Raw genomic sequence first — 14,353 nt, 5'->3', positions numbered from 1 at the left:
AATCAATGGCGCAAGGCCAGGAGAAAGTGATCATCAGCTGCGCCGTCACGGGCTCGGTACACACGCCGACCATGTCGCCGCACCTGGCGCTCACGCCGGAGCAGATCGCCGTGCAGGCGATCGAAGCCGCCGAGGCGGGTGCGGCGATCCTGCATCTGCACGCGCGCGACCCGCGGGACGGGCGGCCGAGTGCCGATCCTCGCGTGTTCGACCAGTTCGTGCCGCGGATCAAGGCGGCCACCGACGCCGTGATCAACATCACCACCGGCGGGAGCACGCGCATGACGCTGGAGGAGCGCCTGGCCTATCCGCTGCAGGCCAAGCCCGAGATGTGCTCGCTCAACATGGGTTCGATGAACTTCTCGGTGCATCCGCTGGCGCGCAAGTACAGCCAGTGGCAGCACGACTGGGAGAAGCCCTACGTGGAGGGCATGGAGGACCTGATCTTCCGAAACACCTTCCGGGACATCAAGCACATCCTGCAGGTGCTGGGCAAGGAGTGCGGCACGCGATTCGAATTCGAGTGCTACGACGTGGGACATCTCTACAGCCTGGCGCATTTCGTCGACGAGGGCCTGGTCGAGGGGCCGCTGTTCATCCAGGGCATCCTGGGCATCCTGGGCGGCTTGGGGCCGGATCCCGAGAACCTGGTCACCCTCAAGAGCACCGCGGACCGGCTCTTCGGCCGCGGCGGCTACCGCTTCTCCGTGCTCGGTGCGGGCCGGCACCAGATGCCGCTGCTGACCATGGGCGCGGTGCTCGGGGCCAGCGTGCGGGTGGGACTGGAAGACAGCCTGTACCTCGGCAAGGGCCAGCTGGCACGGAACTGCGCCGAGCAGGTCCGCAAGATTCGACGCATCCTGGACGAGCTGTCGCTGGAGGTGGCAACGCCCGCCGAAGCCCGCGCCATGCTGGGCCTCAAGGGCCGGGACGCGGTGGCATTCTGAAACTGGAGTAGACGCGATGAAGAAACTTTTGCAGGGCCGGGTGGCCATCGTCACCGGGGCGGGAGGCGGGCTGGGTCGCACGCATGCGCTCGAACTGGCGCGCCATGGTGCGCGCGTTGTGGTCAATGACCTGGCGCACGAGCGCAATGCCGCAGCGGCGAGCGCGGTGGTCGAGGAGATCCGGCGCACAGGAGGTGATGCCATGGCACTCGCAGGCGACGTCACCCGTCCCGAAGAGATGGAAGCCATGGCAGCGCGTGCCGTCGAGACCTGGGGGCGCATCGACATCCTCGTGAACAACGCTGGCATCCTGCGCGACCGCACTTTCGCGAAGATGTCGCTCGAGGACTTTCGCGTGGTGATGGACGTGCATGTGATGGGGGCCGTGCACTGCACCAGGGCGGTGTGGGGGCGGATGCAGGAGCAGCAGTACGGGCGCATCGTGATGACCACCTCGTCCTCCGGCCTGTATGGCAACTTCGGTCAGTCCAACTACGGAGCGGCCAAGATGGCCCTGGTGGGCCTGATGCAGACCCTGGCGCTGGAAGGCGAGCGACGCAACATCCGCGTGAACTGCCTGGCGCCCAGCGCAGCCACCGCCATGACCGAGAGCATCCTGCCTCCAGAGGCGCTGGCCCGACTGACGCCCGAGCAGGTGAGCCCGGGGCTGGTGGCGCTGGTGGGCGAGGATGCGCCGACGCGCATGATCCTGTTGGCCGGCGCGGGCAGCTTCGAGTGTGCGCACATCACGATGACCCAGGGGGTGCATGTGGCCGATCGCGAGCGCGCCGGCGAGGAATTGTGCGGGCAGCTGGCGGCGGTCAGATCACGCGTGGGGGAGCGGGTGCCTGCGTCGGGCTGGGAGCAATATGAACTTGAAGTGGCGAAGGCATCCGCAAGCCAGCGTCAGCCGGCCGGCGCGCTGGGGTGAGGAGGCCTTGTGCCGGGCGCAGCTTCCGGCAGCGCATTTCGGAGGGCTGGGATCGCTGTCGTCGCTCATGTGGGGCAGGTTGTCGACATCGGCCGCCACGGCGACCTTCGCAGCGGTGCAGCCGTGCTCGATGCCCAATGCGAGGAGGTAAGCTCCTATCGTGCAGCGCGCCGCAGCGATCATCGGTTCCGCGATCTTCCTGGTCATCGCTCCGGGCACGCTCGCCGTGTACGTCCCTTGGTACCTCACGCACTGGCACTTCGCGCCTGCGCTATTCCCGATCGCGCGCGTGCTCGGCGCCGCCCTGATCGTCGCCGGGTTGCCCATCCTGCTTGATTCGTTCGCTCGCTTCGCGTTGCAGGGCCTCGGCACACCGGCGCCCGTGATGCCTCCCAAGCGACTCGTCGTCACCGGGCTCTATCGCTACGTCCGCAATCCGATGTACGTCGCAGTCACGGCGTTGATCGTCGGCCAGGGCTTCCTGTTCGGGAGCGTCTCGGTGCTGGAGTACGGCGCGATCGTGTGGGCCGGATTCTTCTTGTTCGTTGTCGCCTACGAAGAGCCTGCGCTGGGCGAGCAGTTCGGCGACGAGTACAAGCGCTACCGGGCGAACGTGAGGCGATGGTTGCCGCGCATCACCCCATGGCGCGGATAGGTGGTCAGAACGCTGCGTGCGCTTCGTCGTCCGTCCTGCATCTGCGCCTGCGCGTCGGCAGCAAGGCCGAGGAAGCTCTCCGCATGCTCGCGGGCGAAAGTCGAACAGTTTTCCGTCAGACTTCGGACCAGGTCGGCATGCGCATCGGAGGCTGCAACCGCTCCGAATGTCTTCTTGTTGGTCGTCATCCCAATCGCGCGTTTTACCGCATCTGCAAGACATGCAAGAGCTTCAAGCAATCCACGGCGCTCGTCTGTGCGGTGCCGCACAGTACGGACGCTTCGTCACACAGGGCGCGCCGCCAACCGTCGCGAAGCTGCCCGCCATGGCCCCTTCGCCGAGAAGGATTGCGAGAGGCTCCTTCCTAGACAGGTCGCGATCTCGATGAGCACCTGCGCGCGTTCACCGGTAGTTTCGACGGGGTTGCATCCGGCAGCCAGGTGACAACGCAATAGGGCCGACCCTCGACCTTCGCCCAGATGGAGGCGCGCAGCCAGTTGATCACCAGCTCGGGACTTACGTCGCGTGGAACCTCTCTGACGACGATCATCATATGAATCCCCAAACATCCCCTGGGGGGTGCAACTCGCATTTTGGGCAGGGCCGCGCGTCGCGTCTGTTCGGGACCGCTCATAGGCCTCGCGGCCCAGGCTCTTGCGCCGTAGGACTTGGCACTGTGCGTGCACCGCACGCGGCGCTTCGGGCCTCCGCTTTGATCGGGCCGCATTGACTGGCGTCGGGATTGTGCTGCCCAATCCATGAGTCGCGACTGGGGATCTCATCGTCATGCACGGGCTCAGGATTTGGCGCGCCTCCATCTGCTTCTTGAGCGCCTGCGCCTGCTTTCTTCCCGCCTCGTCCCGCGTTCTCTACCGGCCCGCCGCAGGCAATCGGCCTCCACAAATCTCGATCAAGGGCGACCTTGTCCAGGCGGACCTCGAAGCGTTCACTGCCATTGCGGAGACCGCGCGACAGGGGGCCGCGACCTTCATGGCGAACCGCGGCATGAGTGCGCCGCCGCCGGGCATGGGATTTGTCAACGTGACCCTGGACAGCCGCGGCGGCAGCATCTGGGTGGCAATGTCCATTGGCAGGATCATCAGGAAAGACTCTTTCATGACGCGCGTGGAGGTCGGCGCGTCATGTGTCAGTGCTTGTGTGTACTTGCTGGCTGCGGGGCAAGGGCGATACGTCGGGGGTCGGGTCGGCGTTCATCGCCCCTACCTCCCTAACGACGGGGTGACCTCGGCCCGGGCAAAGCGGGCGCAGTACGCGGGCATCCATGCCCAGACAAGGCAGTACCTCGAAGAGATGGGCCTGCCGACGTCCCTGCATGACCGAATGATGCAAACGCCACCGGATCGCGTGAGCTGGCTCTCTTCACAAGACCTCTCGACTTACGGTTTGACGAAGATGATCCCTCCGCCATCGAGGCCCGCAGTGCCTTGATCGTGGAAAAGATGGAGAGCTGGAAGCTGTCCCGCCAGGGCGTTGCCGTGCCTGCGGGGCGTCTCCGTCCAGTTCGGCGGAACCTCAGAACCTGAAGCCGACGCCGCCATACAGGCCGCCAAGGCTTGCCTTGATCACCGGCGCGTCATCCCGTTCGAAGCTGAAATAGCGGTAGCCGAACTTGAAGACGGTTTGCGGCGAGTAGGCGTAGTTGGCGCCGACGATGGCCTGGTAGCTGAATTTGGAACCACCGGCGCCGGCATCCAGATAGCCGAGCAAGGCCCACTTCGCATCGATCGGTACCAGCGCACGGACACCGACGATGCCATCCCACCAACCCTTGTTTCTCTCCTGGCCCGCTGTCACGGGGAGAAACGCAGTACTGAATTCGGTGTCCGTCTTTGCGTAGAGGTAGCGGGCCCCTCCCAGCAAATCCACCGCCACCGGCCCGTCGGTCAGGCGATAGAGGCCGGCGAACGTCCAGATCTGCTGCGAGTACGAGATGTCCAGGTTCGAGAACGGCGTGAGCGTCGCGGTCGCCTGGGAGCCGGTGACGCCGAGTTTGACGTACTGTGCGTCGACGAGCGCTCCCCAGCGGCCCTTGCGCGCCTCCAGGGTGCCCATGATGGCGAAGTCCAGATTCGTGGAGAAGACGGAGACCGGAACCTCGACCCCGTTCGATGGTCGCTTGCCGACGTCCACGCGAAGCGGCGAAACAGAGGCCCACAAATAGGGCGTGAACTCCAGCGCCCACGAAGCGTTGTCCGATTCCGCGACCTGGGCTGCGGCCGGCAGGCAGGCGAGGCAGCCTGCCAGGCCGACAGCCTTCGAAAGGTTGGACCGCGTCAATGCTTTCATGTCTGCTCCATCCGGTCGGGCCGCGCCGCGGCGAGGGCGCATCATCACATGGCATCCAAAGGGGAGGCAAGGCGCGCGGAGCGGTCGGCGCCATGCGCCGGCGGACCCGGGCTCAGAACGCCTCCGTCACCGAAACGTAGACCACACGGGAGCCCCCGCCCTGAGCGAGGTCCACGCGCAGGTTGATGCGCTCGGCTTCGAGCACCATGTAGCGAAAGCCAATACCGAATCCGACGGGCGCGCCACCGACGCCGAGGTCGCCGAAGCGGTTCGCGACCAAGCCCGTGCCGGCAAAAGCGACCAGGCCAAGCGGCCCGATCACGCGCCACCGCAGTTCGGCCTGGGCCAGCGCCATGTACCGGCCGATGTAGCGGGTTGCGGGAAACCCGCGCAGCTGCAGGAAGCAATCGTCGAAGAGAGGCACGTCGCCCGTTCTGGCGCAGCCGTGCAGATCGGTGGCGAGCACCAGGTCGGGACGCAGCGACAGGTACTTGCGGTACCGGACGTCCAAGGCGTTGTAGCTCACGTCGCCGCCCAGCCCGCTGCGGATGAACATCGCATTGAAGTCCAGCAGCGAGCCCTCATAGGGGTTGAACTTGTTGTCGCGCGTGTCGCGCTGGAGCAGCGCGCCGGCGCCCGTGCTGGTCACATCCAGCGGGCCTGTCGCCTTTTGTGCATCCGGGGGAATGAATCCGAAGCTCTGCCTCACGCTGGCATAGCGCAATTGCGCGCCGAGGTACCAGTTCGGTGCGATGCGGCGATAAAGCTGGGGCTGTACGAAGGTCCCGTCCACTGTCCATCTGGCGCTGTTGTCCTGGCTGCTCGCGGGTCCGCCACCGCCGAAGAAGTCCAGATTCAGGTGGGCATAGCCGGCCACGCCGGAAAAGCGCCATTGGTCCGAATCCCAGTAGTGCATGTGGGCCACGCCCGCCACCGCGCTGCCGTTGTCGGTGGCCATGGCAAAAGCGGCCGTGAGCGAGGGCGGTTGCGCCGCGGCTTCGTCGGCGCTCTGGGGGTGGAAATGCATGCCCAGCACCGCAAGCCCACTGCCAATGGTCGGATCCGAGAGTGGGATGGGGACCACCGTTCGCTGGGCCTCCTTGCCGGAGGCAGCTCTTGCTGGCGTTGCCGGATCGTCGACGGGCATCGCGACTTTCGGTTCCGTTTCGAGATTGGAAGCGGCTGAAGCAAGGGTGGTGAGCTCTGCGCAGCCCTGTGCGCCCGCGGCCATGGCGACAGCGAACAGTACTCGCAGCAAGGTGCACCGGTCCCGCTGACTCATTCGACCTCTTTTCAACCGCGCTGATCAGCGGGCAGCGCCTTGCCGCAGTGCTTGCAGAAGCGGGCGTCGGTGTCATGGTCCTGGGCGAGGCACCCGGGGCACGTGCGATTGTTGATCGAGCGCGTGATGCGCTGGGCTGTCATCTCGGAGGTCACGATGCCGGTGGGAACGGCCAGGATGCCCCACCCCATCAGCATGATGCACGACGCGATGAAGCGGCCCAGGTCGGTCTTCGGCGTGATGTCGCCGAAGCCGACCGTGGTGATCGTGGTGATGGCCCAGTAGATCGACACCGGAATGCTGGTGAAGCCGTTCCTGGGGCCTTCGATGACGTACATCAGGCTTCCGAGGATCGCCACGGTGATGAGCACGAAGCTGATGAAGACGGTGATCTTCCGGCGGCTGGACTTCAGGGCCGAGCCGAGGAATCGGAACTCGGAGACATATTCGATGAGCTTGAGAATCCGGAAGATCCGCAGCGAGCGCAGCAGGCGCAGGTTGATCAGCACCTGGACTTCGGGCACGAAGAACGCGAAGTAGGTCGGCACGACGGCCAACAGATCGACGATGCCATAGAAGCTCGTCGCATAGCGCCACGGGTGCCGGACGCATACGAGCCGAAGCACGTACTCGACGGTGAAGATCAGCGTGAATCCCCATTCGAGGACATTGAACAGCGTCTCATGCGACGCCGTGAGTGAATCGACGCTGTCGAGAATGACGACCAGGACACTGGCGACGATGGTCGCGATCAGCAGCAGATCGAAGATGCGACCGGCCCGGGTGTCGGATTCGAAGATGATCGTGAAGACGCGCAGGCGCCACCCGCCTTCCGGCCGCCCGAAGTGCACGGCCGTGTTCGACTCCGTCATCGCGGTCTCCTTGATTGAACACCCTTGCGGAATATCACTTCGCCATCCTCGGGGTCCGGGGCCGGAAAGTCTATCTGACCCGGGTCCGTGACGCGGGGAGACGGCTGCAAGAGGGAACGCGCGCGCCGCGCGACGCCGACCCCAAGTTGCAGGCCTACGTCAACGATCTGGGCCTACACCGGCGGCGCGGTTCCGAAGCCGGGGCAAGTGGTGAAGGTGGTGAAGTAGGTCGCGTTCCCGACGCGCGAGCTCAGATCGGCGGATGTGCCTGCACCGCCTCGTACATCGCGTAGCCCTTGCCCACGCCGTACTCGATGATCCCGTAGCCGACCGCGTCGCCGTCGCGCACCTCGATCACCTGATCGGCCAGCGTGCGCACGCGTCGCCGTGTCGCGGGATCGTTCAGGTCCCATACGTCGTGCTCGAAGTACAGCTTGCCGCGATCGTCGCCGTGGAACCAGCCGTCGAGCCCGCCATAGAGCCCGCCCTTGAGGAAGTACTTCGTCGGCAGCACGCGCACCGACACCGGCCGCTCGCTGCCGTCCGCGAACTTGAGCTGGAGCTGCATCGATTCCATCGACTGCCCGTGCGGGTCGTCGTGCCAGCGCGCCTCGTGCCGCACGTCGACGAGCTGGTTGCGCCCCGACACTTTCGTGCCGGCGGCGAACACTTCCTCGCCCGAGAGGTAGATCTTTTCGCCCGGCGCACGCTCCTTGAAGAAGATGTGCAGCCCGCGGTTGGCGAACTGCGCCGTGGTCCAGCAATAGAAGAAGGGCGGGTAGAAGGTCAGCGGCGGCGATGTCTCGTCGCTGCGCATCTCGGCACGCACGCCCCATGAATGGTCGCGCTGGCCCATCCAGCGCGTGCTGTCGATCTCCACCCGGCGCCCGTCGAATTCGAGCCAGCCCTGGTAGCGGCCGAGCTGCTGCGCGCGCGCCATGTTCTCGGTGACGCGGCCGTCGCGCCGGCGCAGGTGCGCCTTCTCTTCGTGCGCGTTGAGCTCGGAGACGAACTCGATCTCGAAGCGGATGCCCGAATCGTTCTCGCCGAGCGCCAGCCGGTGGCGGCGCAGGCCCTGCACGACCTCGATCGACAGCGGCCCCACGCGCGTGGAGAGCGGATCGGGCCGCAGCCGGCGCGAGGCGCGGAAGTTCCATTGCTTGCCCGGCACGGCGACCCCCGCGAAGGCATCCATCACATTTCGATTGGGGTGGTAGCCCAGCCCGATGTCGAAGATCAGGTCGCCGGAGGGCACCGGATGCCCGGTGTACCAGAGCCTCTCCATCCACGCGGGATCGCTGTTGTCGATCTGGTCGAAGGTGGTCGGGAGCTGGTGGCCGATGAGATCGTCTTGAGGGGTCAGCATGGTTGCGGAATTCTAATACGGTAGCGTATAGTCCGCTACAGAACGGTAGCCGGGTTTGCCCTCACCAGAGCGCCGATCGGCCCGGCGGCCGCGATGTTGAACCAGGAGACGATTCCCATGAATTCCACCGATTCCATCCGCGTCGAGATGCAGGACGGGCTGGCCATTCTCTCGCTCGCCCAGCCGGCGCGCGGCAATCCCTTCGACGGGCAGTTCGCGCGCGACTTCAAGCAGGTCGCGGCTGGCCTGCTCGACAGCGACAAGCTGCGCGCGGTGCTGCTGCGCGCCGACGGCGCCAACTTCAGCTTCGGCGGCGACCTGAAGGTGTTCTACCCGGCGCGCGACCAACTGCCGCCGCTCGTGCGCGAATGGACCAGTGATCTGCACATGGGCCTGCAACGCTTCTGGCGCCTGCCGGTGCCGGTGGTCACCGCAGTGCAGGGCTTCGCGATGGGCGGCGGCGTCGCGCTGCTGGCGGGGTGCGACGTGGTGATGGCCGGCGCATCGACGCGCATCGGCTCGGCCTTTGCGCAACTGGGGTTCAGTTGCGACTCGGGCTCCAGCGTCACGTTGACTTCGCGCATGGGCATGGCGCGCGCGCGCCGTTTCGTGCTGCTGGCGGAAATGCTCGACAGCGAAGAGGCGATGCGCGCCGGCCTCGTCGACAAGGTGGTGGCCGATGCGCAGTTGCAGGACGAGGCGCTTGCGCTCGCACGCAAGCTCGCGGCCGGCCCGACGGTGGCCTATGGCGAGACCAAGCGGCTCTTCATGCAGGCCGGTGCGGCGCAGCTCGAAGCACAGCTCGAAGACGAGGCGCTGACGCTCGCGCGCGTCTCCGCGACCGCCGATGCGCAGGAAGGCATCGCCGCGCAGGTCGAGAAGCGCAAGCCTGCTTTCCAGGGCCGTTGAAGCAATGGCTTCCAACGCGCTTGAAGCCTGGGATGAGCGCGACATCGGAGCGCTGATTGCGTTCACGGACGTGTTTCATCCATGCCGGTCTACGCGCTGGGATGAAACGCGCGCAGCGACACGCCGAACATCGGTGCTCGTCCCCTGACTCAGACCACGTCCTGCCAACCCTTGCGAATGACTTCCACAAAGCGCTTCAGCTTCGCCGAATGAAGGCGTGCGTAGGGATAGATGAGGTAGCAGGGCAGCGGTGCGGCGTGCCAATCAGGCACGAGCTGGACGAGCCTGCCCGCATCGATGTCTTCGCGCAGGAGCCATGTTGAGCCCACGCAGGCGCCCAACCCCATGACGGCAGCGCTCCGAAGCGCATAGAGGCTGTCGGTGCTGATGCGCGGATGCATCGGGATGCGGCACTGCTCGCCGTCGCGCGTGCGCGTCAGGGTGAGTTCCGTGCGGTAGTAGGTGCGAAGCGCCAGCCAGGGCAGGGTCGCCAGTTCGGATGCGTGCTGCGGTGCCCGCTTGCCTTTGGGCAGCACCGACGGCGCGGCTGCGACGATGCGCGGTACTTCGGCAAGCCTGATCGCGACCACGCCGGGATCCTCGACCTCGCCGACATGGATCGCGCAGTCCACGCCGTCGGCGATGAAATCGGGGTGCCTGTCGTTCAGGAGCCAGTCGACGTTCACGCGCGGGTGCTCGCGCACGTAGTCTGCCAGTGGCTTGACCAGCAGCTGCTGGCCAAAGGCATGCGGCACCATGACGCGCAAGGTGCCTTCGGGTTCGCCATCGCCGCGCATGTCGGCTTCGAAGGCTTGCCAATCGGCGATCAGATCCCGCGCGCGCGCGAAGCAGCGCTCGCCGTCCTCGGTGAGCTTCAGCGCATGCGTGGAACGCCGCAGCAGGCGGATGCCGAGCTGCTTCTCCAGCGTCTGCAGCCGCCGGCTGACAGTGGGCTGCGTGGTGCGCATCTGGGTCGCGGCGGCCGACAGGCTGCCGGCCTCCACGATACGGACGAAGGTGTTCATCAACTCGATGCGATCGGCCGGAGCCGAGGACGACATGCGTGGGCGGGAGGTCGACATGGCGGGGTTCGTGACGTCGTTGTATACGCGGATCGTATAGCCGTCTTTCACGCGCTGCCACTACCAGGTAGAGAGGATCGCGCCGACACTCGCGCCACTGCCTCACTTACCAAGGGTTAATACCATGTCTTCCATTCAATCGATGCATGAAAGCAGCGCGATCGGCACGGCGGCACGTGATGGCCTGCCCGCCTCGCTGGTGCTGCTGCTCGCCACCAGCGCCGGCCTGGCCGTCGCCTCGCTCTACTACAGCCAGCCGATGCTGGGCGTGCTGGGTGCCGACATCGGGGCCTCGTCCCGCGCGGTCGGCTTCGTGCCGACGCTCACGCAACTGGGCTATGCGCTCGGCATCCTCCTGCTGGCGCCGCTCGGTGACCGCTTCGACCGGCGCCGCATCATCGTGGCCAAGGCGGCGGTGCTGTGCGCGGCGCTGCTGGTGGCCGGGGCGGCGCCCGGCATCGGGCTTCTGCTGGCGGCCAGCCTGGCGATCGGGCTCGCCGCCACCATGGCGCAGGACATCGTCCCAGCCGCGGCCACGCTCGCGCCCGAATCGCATCGCGGCAAGGTCGTCGGTACGGTGATGACCGGCCTGCTGCTCGGCATCTTGCTGTCGCGAGTCCTGAGCGGCTTCGTCGCCGAGCAGTTCGGCTGGCGCACGATGTTCCTGCTGGCCGCCGCGAGTCTTGCGCTGGCCGGCGCCGCCGCATGGCGCGGACTGCCGCGCTTCCGTCCAACCACGCAACTTCGCTACGGCGCGTTGCTCGCATCGCTCGCGACGCTGTGGCGCAGGCATGGCGCACTGCGCCGCGCCACGCTGGCGCAAGGGTTGCTGTCGATCGGCTTCAGCGCCTTCTGGTCCACGCTCGCCGTGATGCTGCATGGCGCACCCTTCCACCTCGGCAGCGGTGCAGCCGGCGCGTTCGGGCTTGCGGGCGCGGCCGGCGCGCTCGCCGCGCCGCTGGCGGGCCGGCTCGCGGACCGTCGCGGGCCCGAACGGGTGACGCGTCTCGGCGCTGTGGTCGTGGTCGCTTCGTTCGCTGCGATGGCGTTCGCGCCGATGCTCGACACCCATGGGCAACTGGCCCTGCTGGTCGGCAGCGCGATCGGTTTCGACCTCGGCTTCCAGGGCTCGCTCATCGCGCACCAGACCATCGTCTATGGCATCGACCCCGGCGCGCGCAGCCGTCTCAACGCGGTGCTGTTCACGGGCATATTCGTCGGCATGGCGGCCGGTTCCGCGCTCAGCGCGCTGGTGTTCGCTCAGTGGGGCTGGATGGCCGTGGTCGTGCTCGCGACCGGGTCGGCGGTATCGGCACTGGCCGTGCGCATCGTGAGGGTCCCGTTCGCGCTCACGTCGCGCGGCCCATCGCCTGGGCGATGAGCTGGAAATCCGCCTCCGGCACCCGCAGGTAGCCGAAGCGGAATGCGGCGCCCCAGTGCGTCTTGTCCCGGATGAAGGACAGCCGTTCGATCAGGGGCTTGATCGGCGCATCCTGGCAGTCGTGGAACTGCACGTCCACGCGAAAGGGCTTGAAGTCGGGTGACATCTCCACCTGGTAGACCTCGCCCGATTCCACGGTGCCGATGGCGGTGAAGGCCTGCAGGGCGGCGCCGTCGGGGTAGTCGGTGCGCGGGGAGTACATCGCGAGCATGTCGCCGGCCTTCAGTCGCTGCACCGCGGCCTTCTTGCCGTGGTTGAGCTGGATGAAGCCGCCACGCACGCCGTTCTGCACATGCGCCTTCGAGACCACGCCGATCCAGTAATTGCCCATGATCCGATCTCCTGCAGTGCTCGTGGGGGTGCACCGGACTGTAGGCGCGCACTACTGACAACGTCCTGTCAGCAGAAGGTCGAGAACATGGTGCGGCAGATCGAAAGGCCCTCAGCGCAGCCACTGCCCGATCAGGTGATTGACGAGCAAACCGCCGCCGAGCAGCCAGCCGAAGAGCAGCGCGGCGAGCCACATCGGCCGCGCGCCCGCGCGGCGCAGCGCGGTCGCGTGGGTCGTCAGCCCCAGCGCGGCCATCGCCATCGCCAGCAGCAGGTCGTCGGCGGCGATGCCCGCGTGCTTCCAGGGCTGCGGCAGCTCGATGAGTGAATTCAGCGCGGTGACGCCGATGAAGCCGAAAGCGAACCACGGGATCGCAATGCGCGTGCGCTGGCTCGGGGCCGAAGCCGCGCGCGTCCCGCGTGCCAGCAGCAGCGCCACGATCATCAGCACCGGCGCGAGCATCATGACCCGCACCATCTTCGTGACGACCGCCGCATCGGCCGCCTCGGGCCCGACGGCGCGGCCGGCGACCACCACCTGGGCCACCTCGTGCACCGTCGAGCCCACGAACACGCCGTAGTCCCGCGCGCTCCATGCAAGCAGCCCGTGGTCGACGCCGATGCGATAGACCGCGGGCCACAGGAACATCGCCAGGGTGCCGAAGGCCACCACCGTCGCGACCGCAACGGTCGCGTGCTCGGCGCGGCCCTTCACCACCGGCTCGGCGGCCATGACGGCGGCCGCGCCGCAGATGGAGCTTCCGGCGCCGATCAGGAGGGTGGTCTCGCGGTCCAGGCGCAGCACGCGCGTGCCGATCCAGTAGGCGCCCAGGTAGGTCGTGGCGAGCATCACGACGTCCGCGAGCAATCCCGGCACGCCGATGGAGGCCACTTCGCCGAAGGTCAGGCGCACGCCGTACAGGACGATGCCGGCGCGCAGCAACCGGGTCTTGGAGAACGCGATGCCGCCTTCGACGCCCGGGGCGATCCTCGGGTAGACCGAGTTCCCGATCAGCATGCCGATGGCGATCGCCAGCGTGAGCGCGCTCATCCCGTGGTCGCGGAACCAGGGCAGGGTCGCGAGCCACAGCGCGGCGGCGGCAACGGCGGCCGCCAGAAGCAGCCCGGGGGCCAGGGAATGCAGGCGGGGCCCTGTTGTCCGGCCAAGGGCGGAGGATGCGGACATGACGCTTCTTGTGGTGATGAAGAGGCGATCTTGGCCGCGGTACCCTTGAAAGAAAAACGAGTTATATGGGTATGACCAACTCATCTGATGAATAAGGACCCCGAATGAGGCTCACGCTCAGACAGTTGCAGATCTTTTCCGCGATCGCGGAGCTGGGCAGCACCACGGCAGCGGCGGCCAGCATTCCGCTGTCCCAGTCGGCCACCAGCGCGGCGCTTGCCGAACTGGAGTCGCTGCTCGGCGCATCGCTTTTCGACCGCGTGGGCCGGCGGCTGATACTCAACGAGACTGGCCGCTCGCTGCAATCGCGAGCGCGCATCGCGCTGAACTCGGCGATGGAGATCGAGCGCGATTTCGGCGTGGGCGACGGTGCGAAGAGCGCGTTCCTGCCCGCGCACATCCGGCTCGGCGCCAGCACCACCATCGGCAACTACGTGATGCCGGCACGGATCGCGCGGCTCCAGCGCGAGCAGCCGCACATCGCGGTGGAGATGCGCATTGACAACACGCAGGAGGTCGTCAACGCCGTGATGCGCATGGAAGTGGACGCCGGCCTCATCGAGGGGCCGTGCCACGCGGAGGACCTGGACGTGGAGCCCTGGGGAACGGACCAGATGGTGATCGTGGCCGCGGCCGATCACCCCTTCGTCGCGCTCGGCCGGCCGGCGAGCACGGCGGAGCTCAGGCAGGAGCGCTGGCTGGTGCGGGAGGAAGGTTCCGGCACGCGCGAGCTGCTCGATCATCTCTTGCTGCCTCACCTGGGTGGATTCGGATCCTGCACCCAGCTGGGCGACACGGAAGCGATCAAGCAGGCAACAGCGACCGGGCTCGGGGTCAGTTGCCTGTCACTGTGCGCCGTCGGCGACCAGCTGGCGCTCGGAAGACTTGCCGTCCTGCAAACCGCACTGCCGCCGCTAACGCGATCGTTCTACCGGATTCGCCATCGGTACAAGACGCTGTCGCCGGCCCTCGGCATGCTGCTGGCGCACGGTGAGGGCGAAGACCCGTGGGTGCTACAGGCGAACGCGTCCGGATGAATAAGAAT

Annotated in this window: 15 protein-coding genes; 7 read left to right on the top strand and 8 right to left on the bottom strand. The window is 66.8% G+C overall.

The features are described from left to right. The first annotated feature begins 5 nt into the window (after nucleotides 1-5). The 3 genes from BLW05_RS27255 (at nucleotide 6) to BLW05_RS27245 (ending at nucleotide 2,533) form a co-directional block, all read left to right on the top strand. Nucleotides 6-947, top strand: coding sequence for a 3,5-dioxohexanoate:acetyl-CoA acetone transferase (locus BLW05_RS27255; protein WP_093166701.1), 942 nt, complete (start codon nucleotides 6-8; stop codon nucleotides 945-947). Nucleotides 948-963: 16 nt separating this feature from the next. Continuing rightward, nucleotides 964-1,878: an SDR family NAD(P)-dependent oxidoreductase gene (locus BLW05_RS27250; protein ID WP_093166700.1), complete on the top strand. Its 915-nt coding sequence runs from the start codon at nucleotides 964-966 to the stop codon at nucleotides 1,876-1,878. 160 nt (nucleotides 1,879-2,038) lie between these two features. Next, nucleotides 2,039-2,533 (top strand): methyltransferase family protein, encoded by a 495-nt coding sequence (locus BLW05_RS27245; protein ID WP_093166699.1) that lies wholly within the window; start codon nucleotides 2,039-2,041, stop codon nucleotides 2,531-2,533. Here the strand turns inward: BLW05_RS27245 and BLW05_RS27240 are convergent. Then, the gene (locus BLW05_RS27240) at nucleotides 2,479-2,721 is read right to left on the bottom strand and encodes a hypothetical protein (RefSeq protein ID WP_093166698.1); all 243 of its coding nucleotides are present in this window, start codon (nucleotides 2,719-2,721) and stop codon (nucleotides 2,479-2,481) included. The genes BLW05_RS27245 and BLW05_RS27240 overlap by 55 nt on opposite strands. Nucleotides 2,722-3,319: 598 nt before the next feature. On the opposite strand from BLW05_RS27240, the gene BLW05_RS27235 reads away from it, so the two are divergent. Beyond that, nucleotides 3,320-3,982, top strand: a complete 663-nt coding sequence (locus BLW05_RS27235; protein ID WP_093166697.1) for a COG3904 family protein — start codon at nucleotides 3,320-3,322, stop codon at nucleotides 3,980-3,982. Between the two features lie 84 nt (nucleotides 3,983-4,066). Here the strand turns inward: BLW05_RS27235 and BLW05_RS27230 are convergent, their stop codons facing one another. The 4 genes from BLW05_RS27230 to BLW05_RS27215 all read right to left on the bottom strand — a co-directional run bounded on the left by BLW05_RS27230 (nucleotide 4,067) and on the right by BLW05_RS27215 (nucleotide 8,360). Further along, nucleotides 4,067-4,840 (bottom strand): outer membrane beta-barrel protein, encoded by a 774-nt coding sequence (locus BLW05_RS27230; RefSeq protein ID WP_093166696.1) that lies wholly within the window; start codon nucleotides 4,838-4,840, stop codon nucleotides 4,067-4,069. Nucleotides 4,841-4,952: 112 nt separating this feature from the next. Continuing rightward, a complete protein-coding gene (locus BLW05_RS27225) occupies nucleotides 4,953-5,867 on the bottom strand; it encodes a BamA/TamA family outer membrane protein (RefSeq protein WP_177142829.1) in 915 nt (304 codons plus the stop codon). 266 nt (nucleotides 5,868-6,133) lie between these two features. After that, on the bottom strand, nucleotides 6,134-6,994 hold the full coding sequence (locus BLW05_RS27220; RefSeq protein WP_093166694.1) for an ion transporter: 861 nt from the start codon (nucleotides 6,992-6,994) through the stop codon (nucleotides 6,134-6,136). 250 nt (nucleotides 6,995-7,244) lie between these two features. Then, nucleotides 7,245-8,360 carry an Rv3169 family protein gene (locus tag BLW05_RS27215; RefSeq protein ID WP_093166693.1) on the bottom strand — a complete coding sequence of 372 codons (1,116 nt, stop codon included), beginning with the start codon at nucleotides 8,358-8,360 and terminating at the stop codon, nucleotides 7,245-7,247. Nucleotides 8,361-8,477: 117 nt separating this feature from the next. On the opposite strand from BLW05_RS27215, the gene BLW05_RS27210 reads away from it, so the two are divergent. Then, nucleotides 8,478-9,269, top strand: coding sequence for an enoyl-CoA hydratase/isomerase family protein (locus BLW05_RS27210; protein ID WP_177142828.1), 792 nt, complete (start codon nucleotides 8,478-8,480; stop codon nucleotides 9,267-9,269). A 149-nt stretch (nucleotides 9,270-9,418) separates the two neighbouring features. Here BLW05_RS27210 and BLW05_RS27205 read toward each other — a convergent pair whose 3' ends face one another. Beyond that, on the bottom strand, nucleotides 9,419-10,351 hold the full coding sequence (locus BLW05_RS27205) for a LysR family transcriptional regulator (RefSeq protein ID WP_256330522.1): 933 nt from the start codon (nucleotides 10,349-10,351) through the stop codon (nucleotides 9,419-9,421). A gap of 124 nt (nucleotides 10,352-10,475) precedes the next feature. On the opposite strand from BLW05_RS27205, the gene BLW05_RS27200 reads away from it, so the two are divergent. Beyond that, the gene (locus BLW05_RS27200; protein ID WP_093166691.1) at nucleotides 10,476-11,732 is read left to right on the top strand and encodes an MFS transporter; all 1,257 of its coding nucleotides are present in this window, start codon (nucleotides 10,476-10,478) and stop codon (nucleotides 11,730-11,732) included. On the opposite strand, the gene BLW05_RS27195 is transcribed toward BLW05_RS27200, so the two are convergent. Both BLW05_RS27195 and BLW05_RS27190 read right to left on the bottom strand, forming a co-directional pair. Next, complete coding sequence (locus BLW05_RS27195; protein ID WP_093166690.1) at nucleotides 11,701-12,123, bottom strand: EVE domain-containing protein; 423 nt, start codon at nucleotides 12,121-12,123, stop codon at nucleotides 11,701-11,703. The genes BLW05_RS27200 and BLW05_RS27195 overlap by 32 nt on opposite strands. Nucleotides 12,124-12,234: 111 nt before the next feature. Beyond that, the gene (locus BLW05_RS27190; protein WP_093166689.1) at nucleotides 12,235-13,308 is read right to left on the bottom strand and encodes a YeiH family protein; all 1,074 of its coding nucleotides are present in this window, start codon (nucleotides 13,306-13,308) and stop codon (nucleotides 12,235-12,237) included. A gap of 104 nt (nucleotides 13,309-13,412) precedes the next feature. Between BLW05_RS27190 and BLW05_RS27185 the strand changes: the two genes are divergently transcribed. Beyond that, entirely contained in the window at nucleotides 13,413-14,345 is a 933-nt protein-coding gene (locus BLW05_RS27185; protein ID WP_093166688.1) for a LysR family transcriptional regulator, read from the top strand. Nucleotides 14,346-14,353 lie beyond the last annotated feature (8 nt).

It is taken from the genome of Variovorax sp. YR216, assembly GCF_900107745.1.
In the GTDB taxonomy this organism is placed as follows: domain Bacteria; phylum Pseudomonadota; class Gammaproteobacteria; order Burkholderiales; family Burkholderiaceae_C; genus Variovorax.
Note: the sequence above shows the minus strand (reverse complement) of the source record. Positions and strands in the feature narration are given on the sequence as shown.

What these genes read in the sequence shown, in the direction of transcription:
- BLW05_RS27255 (WP_093166701.1), top strand. Translation starts at nt 6, where the DNA reads ATGGCGCAAGGCCAGGAGAAAGTGATCATCAGCTGCGCCGTCACGGGC.
- BLW05_RS27250 (WP_093166700.1), top strand. Translation starts at nt 964, where the DNA reads ATGAAGAAACTTTTGCAGGGCCGGGTGGCCATCGTCACCGGGGCGGGA.
- BLW05_RS27240 (WP_093166698.1), bottom strand. Translation starts at nt 2,721, where the DNA reads ATGACGACCAACAAGAAGACATTCGGAGCGGTTGCAGCCTCCGATGCG.
- BLW05_RS27235 (WP_093166697.1), top strand. Translation starts at nt 3,320, where the DNA reads ATGCACGGGCTCAGGATTTGGCGCGCCTCCATCTGCTTCTTGAGCGCC.
- BLW05_RS27230 (WP_093166696.1), bottom strand. Translation starts at nt 4,840, where the DNA reads ATGAAAGCATTGACGCGGTCCAACCTTTCGAAGGCTGTCGGCCTGGCA.
- BLW05_RS27225 (WP_177142829.1), bottom strand. Translation starts at nt 5,867, where the DNA reads ATGCATTTCCACCCCCAGAGCGCCGACGAAGCCGCGGCGCAACCGCCC.
- BLW05_RS27220 (WP_093166694.1), bottom strand. Translation starts at nt 6,994, where the DNA reads ATGACGGAGTCGAACACGGCCGTGCACTTCGGGCGGCCGGAAGGCGGG.
- BLW05_RS27215 (WP_093166693.1), bottom strand. Translation starts at nt 8,360, where the DNA reads ATGCTGACCCCTCAAGACGATCTCATCGGCCACCAGCTCCCGACCACC.
- BLW05_RS27210 (WP_177142828.1), top strand. Translation starts at nt 8,478, where the DNA reads ATGAATTCCACCGATTCCATCCGCGTCGAGATGCAGGACGGGCTGGCC.
- BLW05_RS27205 (WP_256330522.1), bottom strand. Translation starts at nt 10,351, where the DNA reads ATGTCGACCTCCCGCCCACGCATGTCGTCCTCGGCTCCGGCCGATCGC.
- BLW05_RS27200 (WP_093166691.1), top strand. Translation starts at nt 10,476, where the DNA reads ATGTCTTCCATTCAATCGATGCATGAAAGCAGCGCGATCGGCACGGCG.
- BLW05_RS27195 (WP_093166690.1), bottom strand. Translation starts at nt 12,123, where the DNA reads ATGGGCAATTACTGGATCGGCGTGGTCTCGAAGGCGCATGTGCAGAAC.
- BLW05_RS27190 (WP_093166689.1), bottom strand. Translation starts at nt 13,308, where the DNA reads ATGTCCGCATCCTCCGCCCTTGGCCGGACAACAGGGCCCCGCCTGCAT.
- BLW05_RS27185 (WP_093166688.1), top strand. Translation starts at nt 13,413, where the DNA reads ATGAGGCTCACGCTCAGACAGTTGCAGATCTTTTCCGCGATCGCGGAG.